Origin of the sequence: Mycobacterium xenopi, from assembly GCF_009936235.1 — a bacterium.
Taxonomy (GTDB): domain Bacteria; phylum Actinomycetota; class Actinomycetes; order Mycobacteriales; family Mycobacteriaceae; genus Mycobacterium; species Mycobacterium xenopi.
The window spans coordinates 1,111,402-1,124,393 of sequence record NZ_AP022314.1 but is presented as its reverse complement, the minus strand read 5'-3'; the positions used below and the strand labels follow the sequence as shown (position 1 = coordinate 1,124,393).

Below are 12,992 nucleotides of genomic sequence, written 5' to 3'. Positions count from 1 at the left end.
TCAGTGACTAAGCCGAAAGTCGTCTTCGATCCGTTCTCCGAGGAATTCTTCAACAGCCCGTACGAGACGTACCGGCGAATGCAGGAGGAAGCGCCTGTCTACTACAGCGAGGAATACGACTTCTACGCATTGACTCGTCACGAGGATGTGGCCGCGGGGCTCAAGGATTTCGAGACGTATTCGTCCGCATACGGCATCGACCTGTCGATGGTACGGTCCGGACAGCGTACACCGCAGAAGTCGATTATCTTCATGGATCCTCCTGAGCACCGGCACATGCGTAGCCTGCTCAACAAAGTGTTCACACCGCGTGCCATCCAGTCTCAGCGGCAGATGGTCACCGAGAAGATCGACAAGTACCTCGGCGCGGTTGACCCGGATCGGTTCGATGTGGTGCAGGATTTTTCCGGTCCCTTTCCGGTGGAGGTCATTACGACGATGCTGGGAGTACCGGAGGAGCACGCGCAGCAGATTCGCCACTGGATTGACGAATCGCTGACCCGCGAACCCGGGCAGGTCGAAGTCGGGGAGTCGGGTATGCAGGCCAATATCAACACCGCGATGCTGTACTACGATCTGGTGACGCAACGCCGTTCCGATCCGCGTGATGATTTGCTCACCAAGCTCATCGAGTCCGAACTCGAATGCGAGAACGGCGAGAAGCGGAAGCTGGATGACCTTGAGATCGCTGGATTTGCAACACTATTGGGCGGCGCGGGGGCCGAGACAGTCACCAAGCTGGTCGGCAATGCGCCGGTGGTTTTTGCACGCAACCCCGAGCAGTGGCAGAAGCTGCTCGACGATCGCAGCAAGATCCCAGCCGCGGTGGAAGAACTATTGCGCTACGAAGCGCCCTCCCAGTATCAGGTCCGCTGCTCGGTGAAAGAAGTCCAGCTGCACGGTGTTACGATTCCGGCCGGAAAGCCGGTGTTCCTCATCAACGGCGCAGCCAACCGCGACCCTGCGGTGTGGACCGACCCCGACAAATTCGACATCGACCGCGACCGATCGGAAGCGCAAAACTTGGGATTTGGCTACGGGATTCACAGCTGCCTTGGCGCGGCACTGGCGCGGATGGAAAGCGCGATCGCGCTAGAGAAGCTGCTCGATTTCATGCCTCGTTACGAGGTGGACTGGGAGGGTTGCCGGCGCGTTCACATGCAAAATGTTGCGGGCTGGCAGAACGTACCGGTGAAGGTGTTGCGATGAAGAAAGTGGAAGTCGATTTCGGTCTTTGCGAAAGCAACGGCGTGTGCATGGGCATCATTCCCGAGGTGTTTCACCTCGGTGACGACGACATGCTGACCGTGCTTCAGCCGGAGGTGACTCCGGATAACGAGGAGTTGGTCCGCGAGGCAGTGCGCCAGTGTCCGCGCCAGGCCATATCGATCAAGGAATAAACGGCTGACGCAGCGGCCTGCATCAATCCTGTCTTGTGTCGAACGACAACTGCGTCATGTCCATTTCCGCCCGCACGGTAAGCGGTCGTGCGTTGAAGCGTGGGCGATGCGTTGACAAACATCGGTGCGGCTTGTTAGGTCCGTATGCCCTGCAGGTAAGGAGCGATGGGTGGGCTGATGGCTTGGAAATTGCGTGGAACGGCGACGAGAACCGTTGTGGCCGTGGCACTTATTGGAACAACCGCGACGGGTGCGGCCTTCCCGGCGTGCGCGCCGCGCCGCGCCGCGTCGCAGGCTGCCCGGTACGCTCGCTCCTGTCGACGATCCCAATCCGGGGATTCCCACCGGTCCGGCGGATCCCCAACTGCGCCGGCTGCACCGCCGCAAGAACCACTGGGCGAGACGCCCGGTGGGCCGATAGGTGCCGATACGCCACGGGACATTGGCGAAATGCCTGAACACATCGGCGGAATGCCCGGACGCATATAACTCAAGCACGTGTCGGTTCGCTGCGGGCGCATTCAGGGTGGAGCCTGTCGCTGTCGTGGACTGGCTGCGCATCGCTGAGCTTGTCGCGCGATATCGAAACCTGCCATTGAGCACGGTCGACGCATCGGTGGTAGCCACTGCCGAACGGTTACACGTGGGAGATCGCAACCGTCGACCGCCACCACTTCGCCGTGGTACGACCCAAACACGTCGACCCATTCATCTTGATTTTGTGACGACGTGCCGGCCCGTTTTCCACACTCCGGTCTACGTCCACAGCCGGGCCAAGCTATGGCAGCTCTTGTCATACCTTCCGCTTACCATCGCAAGCATGTTCGAGACGCTTGAGTCGTCGCCGGAATCGGTCGAGCTCATCGATGCGGTATGTGCCGCGGCCCGTTGTGAGGCCCAGGCCACGGCTCGCCGGTTGAACGCGGTGGCCGATCTGATCGAGTTGCGCAATCGCCAGTACGGGAATCACCCGGAATGGACGGTGGACCTGTGGGATGAGATTGCGCGCGAGCTGGCTGCCGCGTTGCGGGTCGGGCCACGCACGGCCTCGGGCTATATGACCGATGCGCTGGTGCTGCGTGAGCGGCTACCGAAGCTGGGCCAGTGTCTAGCGGCCGGGGACATCAACTATCCGATGTTCAACACCATCGCTAACCGCACCGCGCTGATCACCGATGAGAAGGCCCTCGCAGCGGTGGACGCCCAGCTCGCGGTGCGGGCCCCGCGCTGGGCAGCGCTGAGCCGATTCAGCTTGGCGACGCGGGTGGACGCCATTGTGGGCCGCCACGACCCGGATGCGGTGCGGCGTACCAAGAAAGAAATCAAGGACCGCTACTTGGATGTGTCGGAATTGCAACCTGGAATCGCCGAGGTGTACGGCAATGTGTTGGCCAGCACCGGGCGAGCGCTGGATCGTCGGCTCGATGAGTTGGCTGCCACGGTGTGTGCCGCCGATCCGCGCACCCGCGCCCAGCGGCGCGCCGATGCCCTGGATGCGCTGGTGGCCGGTGCCGAGCGGCTAGCCTGTACCTGCGGAAAGCCCGACTGCACCACCAGTCGGGGCGGCAATCGGGCCCATAGCACGGTAATTCACGTGATTGCTACCCAAGACAGCGTCGACGGCACCAGTACCACGCCGGGGTTTATGGCAGGTGCTGACGGGCTTATCCCGGCCAAGGTGGTCGCCGAATTGGCCAAGTCGGCCCGGATGTGCCCGGTGCTGCATCCCCTGAACGCTCCGCCCGAACCTCGGTATGTACCCTCGGCCAAACTGGCAGACTTTGTGCGGTGCCGGGATTTGACCTGCCGTGCCCCAGGGTGTGATCAACCCGCGGTCTATTGTGACATCGACCACACGATTCCCTACGCCGATGGGGGTGCCACGCACGCCTCCAATTTGAAGTGTTTGTGCCGAAAACATCACTTGCTCAAGACTTTTTGGGGCTGGCGCGACAAGCAACTACCCGACGGCACAGTGATTTGGACGCTACCGGGTGGACGCACCTATGTCACCACGCCGGGCAGCGCGATCCTGTTTCCACCGCTGACCGTGCCTACCGGCGACCTGGCCGACCCGGTGGTGCGGGTGAGCACCCGGTGCGGCGAGCGCACCGCAATGATGCCCAGCAGACGCCGCACCCGGGCCCAGGAGCGATCGCAACGAATCACCGCTGAGCGCAACCGAAACCGAGACGACCGACTCGCCCGACAACACGCCTACACCTGGGCAGTTGGGTACGGCGACCCCGACGACCCACCGCCCTTCTAAGCCGACGGGGCCTCGAACCCCGAGATGATGACCGCGTTGCAGTCGGCGGCCGCTTGCCGCAGCTTGGCTGCGTTTTGATAGGCCTCGGATTCATACCACTTTCGAGCGGCCTCGACCGAGTCGAACTCGAGGACGACGGTCTGGTCACCGTGCCAATTCCCTTCGAGGACTTGGGGTGAGGTGTCCACCGCCAGTATGTTGACACCGCCCATCGCCGCGCCGGCCGCTTGACCGTAGGCCTTCATGCCCTCGGGGTCTTTGATGGCTTCGGTCAAAATGATGTAGCCCTTGGCCAACGGATCTCCTTGTCTACAGTCAGCTTTCGCTGATGGCTTGCTCGGGGCAGTCGGCGATCGCCTGGCGAGCCGCCGACTCCAGCCCGGCAGGTACTTCGGGCACCTGAACTTCGGAATAGCCGTCGTCGTTGAGCTGAAACACCTCGGGGCACAACGTGGTACACACGCCGTGACCGCGACAACGCTGGTCGTCTACCGCGACCCTCATGCGGGGTCGAACTCCAGGTGCAGTTCGGTCAGGCCGCGCAAGATATAGGTCGGAACATAGTGGTAGTGGCGGTTATCCGCCGGCCCGTGTAGCCGCTCACAGATTCTGATGTCGGCTGTGCGGTCGAGGAGTCGTTCGATGCCCACCCGCGTCTCGGCACGTGCCAGTGGCGCGCCAGGGCAGGTGTGGATGCCCCGCCCGAACGCCAGGTGCTGCCGAGCGTTCTTGCGACCCGGATCAAACCTGTCGGGCTCGTCAAAGCGACGAGGGTCACGATTCGCAGCCCCTTGCAAGACCATTACCGTTGTGCCGGCGGGCATTTCGACACCGCCCACCGCAGTGGGAACGCGAGATAAGCGGAAGTCGCCCTTGACCGGGCTCTCGAGCCGTAGCGTCTCTTCGATGAAATTCGGGATCCTGCTGCGGTCTTTGCGGAGCAACTGCTGGACATCGGGGTTTTCGGCCATGATCTTCAACGCGCTGCCCAGCAGGCGCACGGTGGTTTCCTGCCCTGCCGAGAACACATTGGTCGCCACCCGCACGACGTCGGCAACGTCAGGTATGGAGCCGTCCGGGAACGTCGCAGTTGCCAGCCCGGTCAGCACATCATCACGGGGCTCGCGGCGGCGATCTTCGATATAGGTCGCGAACCGGCCGTAGATGAATTCCAGCGGGCTGTGCGCCAGGGACTCCCCTTCCGTGCTGCCCAGGCCGCCGCCCACATGGCGGTGAAGATTCTGGACGAAGTCGTCGCGATCGGCGTCGGGCACGCCAAGCAGATCGGCGATCACGAACAGTGTGAACGGAGCGGCGAAGCCCTTGATGAACTCGCCCTGACCCCCCACCAAGAAGTCGTCCAGCACGCGGTCGGCGAGCATCCACATCGCGTCCTCGTTTTCCTTCAGACGCTTCGGGGTGATCAGCCGCATCAGCAGCGCGCGATGGTTGGTATGTGTCGGCGGGTCGAGCGTGGGCAGCTGGTCGCTGAACGGCAGCTCATCGCGGTGCTGCTCGATCAATTCGGTAATGTCGTCGCCTTCAAGCGGCACCGGGAAGCCGGGAAATGGCCCGGTCACCGAGATGCACGACGAGAACGTCTCGGCATCGTTGAACACCGCGACCGCCTCGTCCCAACCGGTCACCATCATCACGTCGTGATGCGGTTCGCGCGCCACCGGACACTGCTGGCGTAAAGCCTCGAAGTAGGGGTACGGATTCTCGACAAGCCGCTCGTCGCGGAAGAAATCCATTGCGGTCAAGTCAGTCACTATCCGCTACTCCATTCGACAATCTCGATTAACGAGAATCTGCCTCTCACTTGTGAGTATTAGATTTCCACAGCGGCTGTTCGCCGTCAACGTGAAGGCCTATGGCGTCAGCCTGCGGGCACGAGGTCGGCCGCCACCGATGACGCCATGACCCCGCTTCGGAAAGTCTCCGTCGCGCCGACGACCGCCGCCGGGACCGCGGCGGCCGCGAGGGCATGGGCTTTGAACGCCTGCGCAGCGGCACTGAGCTCGTGCTGCACCAGGCCAACGCTGCCCTCGAGCTCGGCCGGCCAGCTGTCCCCCCACAACGTGACTTCGGTAACGCCATGGTCGAGGGCCTGCAACACGCCCTGCCGGACTCGAGGATCACACCCGCAGAGATCAGCGGCAGCAGCCAGCGTCTGGGGACGCGGCCAGTGGTCTGCGGCCGCCAACGCGTATTCCAGGTCAAGCGTCCGCGCGCCGAGGATCCGCAACGGCCGGTCATCGGGATGATCGGTGAGCAGTACGGTGACTTCCCAACCTGCCATCGCCCGGTCGAACAACCAGCCGCCCGCGAACATCACCACATCGACGACGCTGGCGCCGACCACATCGAGCCGGTACCTTACCTCCGGCTCTGCGGCGCGAGCTCGCGCGCCAGCGACTCCGCGTACCCCTTGAACACCTCGGTTAGCGGTATCGATGGATCGAGCAACCATGTGGTTTCCATTCCGTTGATGAAGGCGAGGATTTCGACTGCCTTTACGGTGGGATCTATATCCGCGCGATACTGGCCCGCCTCCTGCCCACGGCGGATGAGCTGCGCGACGATGTCACGCGCGTCGCGATACCGCGTCAGAAGACGACCGTGCAGCGGTGCATCCGGAAGAAGGTTTTCGACCAGCAGCACAGTGAACGCGCCCATCAGTTCGGGTGTCCGATCGAACCGCTCGGGCACCCGCGCGATTTCCGCGATGAGATCGCCGGCTCGGTCCGCGTGAGCGTCGTCGTCGGCGTCGCGCACGTCGAGCACCGCGTGAAGCAGCTGCTCTTTGGATTGAAAGTGGTGCAGCAGACCGGCGGGGCTGACCCCAGCCTCCCGGGCAATCTGAGCCAAAGTCGTGTTACGCCAGCCATTGCGGGTCAGCAGCCGCTGGGCAACCTCGAGAATCCGCTGTTTGCGGTCCTCACCTTTCGCCAGCAGCGTGGCGTACGGCCGCGTCACCGAACTCCTTTGCCACAACCAACCTAGTAAACACACAGTAGGTTGGTTGGCCGCGCTGTGACAAGGGTCTCAGGCGACCAATTTTTTGACGACGCTCACAAACCGAGCGACTTGGCGATGATCACTTTCATCACTTCGCTCGTCCCGGCATAGATGCGAGCCACTCGAGCATCGGTGTACAGCCGGGCGATCGGGTACTCCATCATGTAGCCGTAGCCGCCGAACAGCTGCAGACACCGGTCGACGACCCGTCCTTGCATCTCGGTGCAGAACAGCTTCACCTTTGCCGCATCCGAGCCGGACAGCTCGCCGGCCACCAGTTCCATCACCGCACGATCGACCATGGTCTGGGCGGCCTCGATCTCGGCAGCCATGGCGGCCAGCTCGAACTTCGTGTTTTGAAACGACGCCACCGGTGTGCCAAATGCCTTGCGCTGCTTGACGTAATCGATGGTTGCGGCGACGGCCGCGCGAGCCTGCGCCACTGAGCCGACGGCGACCGTCATCCGCTCCTGCGGCAGGTTATGGCCGAGGTACTCGAAGGCCCTTCCCTCATCGCCGAGCCGGTTGGCAACCGGTACCCGCACGTCGGTGAAAGACAGCTCGGCGGTGTCTTGCACCTTGCAGCCCATTTTGTCCAGTGCGCGGCCCTTGACGAAGCCCGGCATGCCGTCTTCCACCACCAGCAGCGTCAGCCCGCGTCGACGGTCATCCGGATCTGTCGACGTGCGCGCCACCACAATGACGAGGTCGGCCAGCAAACCTCCGGTGATGAACGTCTTGGCGCCGTTGACCACATACTCGTCGCCGTCTCGCACCGCGGTGGTGCGGATGCCCGCAAGATCCGAGCCGGTGCCGGGCTCGGTCATGGCAATAGCCGTCAGTAGGGTGCCGGCGGCGAGCCCGGGAAACCAACGTTGTCGTTGTTCGGCGTTCGCGTAGTGCAGGAAGTAGGGCAGGATCACCTCGAGTTGGGTCCGCACGGTTCCCGTCGTCACCAAAGCGCGAGCGGCTTCCTCCTGCAGGACGACGTTGTAGCGGTAGTCGGGAAGGCCTGCCCCGCCGTATTCCTCCGGGATCGCCATGCCCAACATCCCCAGCGATCCGAGCTTTTCGAAGATCTCGCGCGGCATCCGGCCGGCCTTCTCCCACTCGGCGTAGTGCGGTTCGATCTCTTTTTCGATGAAATCCCGGGCCAGCTGCCGAAACGCCTCGTGGTCGTCGGTGAACAGTTCTCGACGCATGTCAGGCCACAAGTTCCACCAGGGTGGCGTTGGCGGTGCCGCCGCCTTCACACATGGTTTGCAAGCCGTAGCGAATCCCATTGTCGCGCATGTGATGAACCATGCGTGTCATCAACACCGCGCCGGACGCGCCGAGCGGGTGGCCCAGCGCGATCGCGCCGCCCAGCGGATTGAGCCGGTCCGGATCGGCGCCGGTTTCGGCCAGCCACGCCAGCGGCACCGGTGCAAACGCCTCGTTCACCTCGAACACACCCACGTCGGACAGCGAGACTCCGGCCTTGCGCAGCACCCTCTCGGTGGCCGGAATCGGGCCGGTGAGCATGAGCACCGGATCGGCACCGGTGACCGCGCCCGCGCGGTAGCGCACGATCGGCGTCAGACCGAGGTCGAGCGCGATAGCAGGCGTCGTGACCAGCAGCGCCGCGGCCCCGTCGGAAATCTGCGAAGAGTTACCCGCATGGATCACGCCGTCGTCGACGAAAGCCGGTTTCAGGGCGGCGAGTTTTTCGACCGAGGTGCCGCGTCGCACGCCCTCGTCGGCGGTGACCGGCTCCTTCTCGACCCACACCGGGACGATTTGGGCGTCGAACGCGCCGCTGTCCTGCGCGGCGGCAGCCCGCTCGTGTGACTGGACCGAGTACTCGTCGAGCTGGGTGCGGGAAAACCCCCATTTCTTGGCAATCATCTCGGCGGAGAGACCCTGGTTGAACGAAAAATCGTGATAGCGCTCAAGGACTTTGGGGCCGTAGGGCATGCCGGTGGCCCGGGCGGCACCGAGCGGCACCCGGCTCATCACCTCCACCCCGCCCGCTACGACGACATCCTGTTGCCCCGACATCACCGCGTGCACCGCAAAGTCGAGGGCCTGCTGGCTGGAACCGCACGCCCGGTTGACGGTGGTGCCGGGGATCGTCTCGGGCCATCCGGCCGCCAGCACCGCGTAGCGGCCGATGTTGCTGGACTGGTCGCCGACCTGGGACACGCATCCCCAGATCACGTCGTCGACGAGCTGCGGATCTATATCGGCGCGGTCGACCAACTCCTTGAGCACCGCGGCCGACAAGTCGGCGGCGTGCATGGTCGACAGCGCCCCGTTTCGCTTGCCGACCGGCGTGCGCACCGCCTCCACGATCACCGCTTCACGCATCGTTTCGCTCCGATCTGGGCACCGCCCATCGACCTGTGAACGACGGCTCACGCTTCTCGGCGAACGCCGCGTAAGCCTCCGCCGCGTCGGCCGTCGCGAAGTTCACCACCTGGGCACGGGCTTCGTTGGCCAACGCCTCGCGCAATGTCCGATCCGCGCCTTCATTCAGCAACGCCTTGCTTTGGGCAAGAGCGATCACCGGGCCGCCCGCCAACCGGCCGGCGAGCTCGGTGACGAACTCATCGATCTCCGCGCTGGACACCACCCAGGTCACCAGGTTCAGGGCTTGAGCCTCCTCTGCGTCAATAGTTTCGGCCAGTAGCGTAAGCCGCTTCGCCTGTTGCAAGCCGACCAGCTTCGGCAACAGCCACGACCCGCCGAGATCCAAAGACAAGCCTCGCTTGGAAAAGATCTGGGAGAACGTGGATTCCGGCGTCGCCACCACCAAGTCACAACCGAGTGCGAGATTCCACCCGGCACCGACGGCGACCCCGGTCACCTTCGCGATGGTCGGCACCGGCAGTTCGTGCAGGGCCAACGCCACGTCGGTGAGCCGGCGCAGCTTGTACGCCGGATGGGTGTCGTCAGGAGCGGCGATGTCGGCGCCGGAGCAGAACGCCCCACCCGCTCCGGTGATTACCAGCGCCCGCACATCGCGGTCGTCGGCGACAACCCGCAGCGCATCGCGTAACGCGATCCACAAGTCCGGGTTGATCGCGTTTTTGCGGTGCGGACGGTTCAGCGTCAGCGTCCTCACGCCGTCGCGGTCCTCGCAAAGAAGCACAGGCTGGTCATCCCGCATAGGCCGGCCCGATAACACCCTGTTGCCGCAGCACGCTGATCTCCTCGTTTGTCAGCCCAAAATCGGCGAGCACCGAATCGGTGTGCTGGCCGAGCCCCGGCACCGCCCCCATGGGTGGCTGGTAACCGGAAATCACCGGGGGCGGCAGCAGCGCGGGGATCGGTCCGGCCGGCGTGTCCACCTGACGCCAGCGGTCGCGCGCGCTCAGCTGCGGATGCGCCAGCACCTCACTGGGCAGGTTGTAGCGGGCGTTGCCGATGCCGGCGGCATCCGCCGTCTTTTGCACATGTTCGAGGTCATGCTGGGCGCACCACTGCCCGATCAAGTCGTCCAAGAGCTCACGGTTGGCGACCCGGCCGGCATTGCTGGCGAAACGCACGTCGTCGGCGAGATCGGGCCGCTGCAAGATTTCTCGCGACAGTCGTTGCCACTCTTGATCATTCGTTGTACCCAACACCACAGTGTGGCCGTCGGCGGTACGGTAGGCCCCGTAAGGTGCCACTGCCGGCGAGCTCATGCCCAACGGCTCCTGGTCGACACCGGAATGCTGGGTGTAGGTGAGCGGGTAGCCCATCAAATCGGTCATGGTGTCAAACAGGCTGACGCTGACCGCTCTACCCGCGCCGTCACCATTGTCGCCGCGGTCTCGCGAATACAGCAGGGCCACAATCGACAACGCCGAATACAACCCGGTGCTGATGTCGGCTATCGGCGGCCCCGGCTTGGCAGGCGCGCCGGGATAACCGGTAACGGCGCAGGCACCGGATTCGGCTTGTGCCAAAAGGTCGTAGGCGCGCTTGTGCGAGAACGGACCACCCGAGCCGTAACCGTCGATCTCGACGGCGATAACCTTCGGATGCCGCACCGCCAGGTCCGCCGGCGAGATCCCCAGCCGGGCCGTGGAACCCGGCGCCAGGTTGGACACCAGCACGTCGGCTCGCTCGAGTAAGCGGTGCAAGACATCCAGCCCAGCCGGTGCTTTGAGATCCAGCGTGACCGACTCCTTGCCGCGGTTAGCCCAAACGAAATGTGCCCCAAGACCTTTGACTACATCATCGTAGTGCCGAGCGAAATCTCCCCCTTTGGGGTTCTCGACCTTGATGACCCTGGCGCCGAAATCGGCGAGCACCCGTGTGCAGAAAGGGGCGGATACCGCCTGCTCCAGCGCGATTACAGTGATGCCGGCCAGCGGCGCGCGCTTTTGCGGCATCACATCACCATGCCGCCGTCCACCGGAAGCACTTGCCCGGTGATGTACGAAGCGGCATCAGAGGCGAGAAAAACGAACGCCCCGGCGATCTCTGCCGGCTCGGCCCAGCGGCGCAGCGGTATCCGGGCCATCATCGTGGCCGCAAATTTCTCGTTGGTACGAATTGTCTCGGTCATCGGCGTCGCCGCGAGCGGGGCCAGCGCATTGACCAGGACGTTTTTGCGCGCCAACTCACGAGCCAGCGACTTGGTGAATCCGATGATCCCCGCCTTGGCCGCCGAATAGTTCACCTGGCCCAGTGTGCCGGTGATGCCTGCCGACGAGGTCACGTTGATGATGCGACCGGTGCCGTCGGTCGGCAGGAAGTCCAATGCAGCCTGCGTGCAATGAAACGCCCCCATCACGTGCACGTCGAACAGCTGGCGGAAGGTGTCGTCGGTCAGGTCAGGAAACATCGCCGGTGCGGTCACCCCGGCGTTGTTGACCAGGATGTGCAGCACTCCTTCGGTGAGGCCGGCGGCGCGTGCAGCAGCCGCCTCCGCGTCTGCTCGGTCGCGGACGTCGAGCACTGCGCTGTCGGCTTTGCCGCCGTGGGCGCAAATGCGTTCGGCCACAGCGGAAGCTGCGTCGACGTTTACATCGGTTACCAGGACCGCAGCACCGGCGGCCGCCAGCGCCTCGGCCACCGCGGCACCGATGCCGCTGCCCGCTCCGGTGACCATCGCCGATCTCCCGGTGAGATCGAACAACGGGTTGGCCATCAATAACTCCTCGGCAGTTTCAAGGTATGCGAGCCCAGATAGTTCAGAATCATCTCTTGACTAATCGGCGCGATCTTCATCAGTCGGGCCTCACGGAAGTAGCGGGCCACGTTGTATTCCTCGGCATAACCCATACCGCCGTGGGTTTGCAGTGCCCGGTCGGCAGCAGTGAATCCCGCGTCGGCGCAAAGGTATTTGGCGGTATTGGCTTCGCGGCCGCAGGGCTTGCCGTTGTCGTAGAGCCAAGTGGCCTTGCGCAACATCAATTCGGCAGCGTCTAGGCGGGCAAGCGAGTCGGCTAGCGGAAACTGAATGCCCTGGTTCATGCCGATCGGACGCCCGAAGACCTCACGCTCATTGGCGTACTTGACCGCCTTGTCCAGCGCCACGCGGCCGATACCGAGCGCTTCGGCGGCGATGAGCATCCGTTCGGGGTTCAAGCCGTCGAGGATGTACTGAAATCCCTTGCCTTCCTCGCCGACTCGGTCTTCGACTGGGACCTCGAGGTTGTCGATGAACAACTCGTTGGACGAGACGGCGTTGCGGCCCATCTTGGGGATGGGCCGGATGTCGATCCGGCCACGGTCGAGGTCGGTGAGGAACAGGGTCATCCCGTCGGTCTTCTTGGCGCCCCGTCTTGCTAGATCGTCGTGCGCCTCGGTGCGGGTGAGCAGCAGAATCTTCTCCGATTCCATCGCCTTGGAGATCCACACCTTGCGGCCGTTGACCACGTAGTGATCCCCGGCGCGCTTGGCAAATGTGGTGATGCGCGACGTGTCCAGCCCCGCACCCGGTTCGGTCACTCCGAAGCAGACGTGCAGATCGCCGGTGGCAACCCGGGGCAACGTGCGGCGCTTGAGTTCCTCGGACCCGTGCACCACCACCGGTTGCATACCGAAGATCGACAAGTGGATTGCGCTGGCGGCGTTCATCCCGCCCCCGGATTTTGCGACCTCTTCGGCCAGCAGCGTGGCTTCGGTGATCCCGAGGCCATGACCGCCGTACTCGACCGGGATAGTCATTCCGAGCCAGCCGCCGTCGGCGATGGCCCGGTAGAACTCGGTCGGGAATTCGTGCGCTTGGTCTTTTTCCATCCAGTAGTGGTCGTCGAACTTCTGAGCGAGCTCAGCCACCGAGCGTCGGATCAGCTGTTGATCGTCGGTTAGTTCGAAATTCATTC

14 protein-coding genes are annotated in these 12,992 nt (G+C 63.7%); 3 read left to right on the top strand and 11 right to left on the bottom strand.

Annotation, left to right across the window (positions count from 1 at the left end):
• The first annotated feature begins 3 nt into the window (after positions 1-3).
• The 3 genes from MYXE_RS05185 (at position 4) to MYXE_RS05175 (ending at position 3,669) form a co-directional block, all read left to right on the top strand.
• The gene (locus tag MYXE_RS05185; protein WP_003922624.1) at positions 4-1,209 is read left to right on the top strand and encodes a cytochrome P450; all 1,206 of its coding nucleotides are present in this window, start codon (positions 4-6) and stop codon (positions 1,207-1,209) included.
• The gene (locus tag MYXE_RS05180) at positions 1,206-1,400 is read left to right on the top strand and encodes a ferredoxin (protein WP_085195902.1); all 195 of its coding nucleotides are present in this window, start codon (positions 1,206-1,208) and stop codon (positions 1,398-1,400) included. Before MYXE_RS05185 ends, MYXE_RS05180 begins: the two co-directional genes overlap by 4 nt.
• 820 nt (positions 1,401-2,220) lie before the next feature.
• Positions 2,221-3,669, top strand: coding sequence for an HNH endonuclease signature motif containing protein (locus tag MYXE_RS05175; RefSeq protein WP_085195968.1), 1,449 nt, complete (start codon positions 2,221-2,223; stop codon positions 3,667-3,669).
• Here the strand turns inward: MYXE_RS05175 and MYXE_RS05170 are convergent.
• The 11 genes from MYXE_RS05170 to MYXE_RS05120 form a co-directional block, all read right to left on the bottom strand.
• Positions 3,666-3,965 (bottom strand): DUF1330 domain-containing protein, encoded by a 300-nt coding sequence (locus tag MYXE_RS05170; RefSeq protein WP_085195900.1) that lies wholly within the window; start codon positions 3,963-3,965, stop codon positions 3,666-3,668. The genes MYXE_RS05175 and MYXE_RS05170 overlap by 4 nt on opposite strands.
• A 19-nt stretch (positions 3,966-3,984) precedes the next feature.
• Positions 3,985-4,173, bottom strand: coding sequence for a ferredoxin (locus MYXE_RS05165; RefSeq protein ID WP_003922619.1), 189 nt, complete (start codon positions 4,171-4,173; stop codon positions 3,985-3,987).
• Positions 4,170-5,423: a cytochrome P450 gene (locus MYXE_RS05160; protein ID WP_085195898.1), complete on the bottom strand. Its 1,254-nt coding sequence runs from the start codon at positions 5,421-5,423 to the stop codon at positions 4,170-4,172. Before MYXE_RS05160 ends, MYXE_RS05165 begins: the two co-directional genes overlap by 4 nt.
• A gap of 125 nt (positions 5,424-5,548) precedes the next feature.
• Positions 5,549-6,004, bottom strand: coding sequence for a hypothetical protein (locus tag MYXE_RS05155; RefSeq protein ID WP_085195966.1), 456 nt, complete (start codon positions 6,002-6,004; stop codon positions 5,549-5,551).
• 44 nt (positions 6,005-6,048) lie between these two features.
• A complete protein-coding gene (locus tag MYXE_RS05150; RefSeq protein ID WP_003922616.1) occupies positions 6,049-6,648 on the bottom strand; it encodes a TetR/AcrR family transcriptional regulator in 600 nt (199 codons plus the stop codon).
• A gap of 95 nt (positions 6,649-6,743) precedes the next feature.
• The gene (locus tag MYXE_RS05145) at positions 6,744-7,892 is read right to left on the bottom strand and encodes an acyl-CoA dehydrogenase family protein (protein ID WP_085195896.1); all 1,149 of its coding nucleotides are present in this window, start codon (positions 7,890-7,892) and stop codon (positions 6,744-6,746) included.
• A gap of 1 nt (position 7,893) precedes the next feature.
• Positions 7,894-9,039: a thiolase family protein gene (locus MYXE_RS05140; RefSeq protein WP_003922613.1), complete on the bottom strand. Its 1,146-nt coding sequence runs from the start codon at positions 9,037-9,039 to the stop codon at positions 7,894-7,896.
• Positions 9,032-9,841 carry an enoyl-CoA hydratase/isomerase family protein gene (locus MYXE_RS05135; RefSeq protein WP_085195894.1) on the bottom strand — a complete coding sequence of 270 codons (810 nt, stop codon included), beginning with the start codon at positions 9,839-9,841 and terminating at the stop codon, positions 9,032-9,034. The genes MYXE_RS05140 and MYXE_RS05135 overlap by 8 nt, the downstream gene beginning before the upstream one ends.
• Positions 9,831-11,051: a CaiB/BaiF CoA transferase family protein gene (locus MYXE_RS05130; protein WP_085195964.1), complete on the bottom strand. Its 1,221-nt coding sequence runs from the start codon at positions 11,049-11,051 to the stop codon at positions 9,831-9,833. The genes MYXE_RS05135 and MYXE_RS05130 overlap by 11 nt, the downstream gene beginning before the upstream one ends.
• On the bottom strand, positions 11,051-11,812 hold the full coding sequence (locus tag MYXE_RS05125; RefSeq protein WP_003922609.1) for an SDR family oxidoreductase: 762 nt from the start codon (positions 11,810-11,812) through the stop codon (positions 11,051-11,053). Before MYXE_RS05125 ends, MYXE_RS05130 begins: the two co-directional genes overlap by 1 nt.
• On the bottom strand, positions 11,812-12,990 hold the full coding sequence (locus MYXE_RS05120; protein ID WP_003922607.1) for an acyl-CoA dehydrogenase family protein: 1,179 nt from the start codon (positions 12,988-12,990) through the stop codon (positions 11,812-11,814). Before MYXE_RS05120 ends, MYXE_RS05125 begins: the two co-directional genes overlap by 1 nt.
• Between the last annotated feature and the right edge of the window lie 2 nt (positions 12,991-12,992).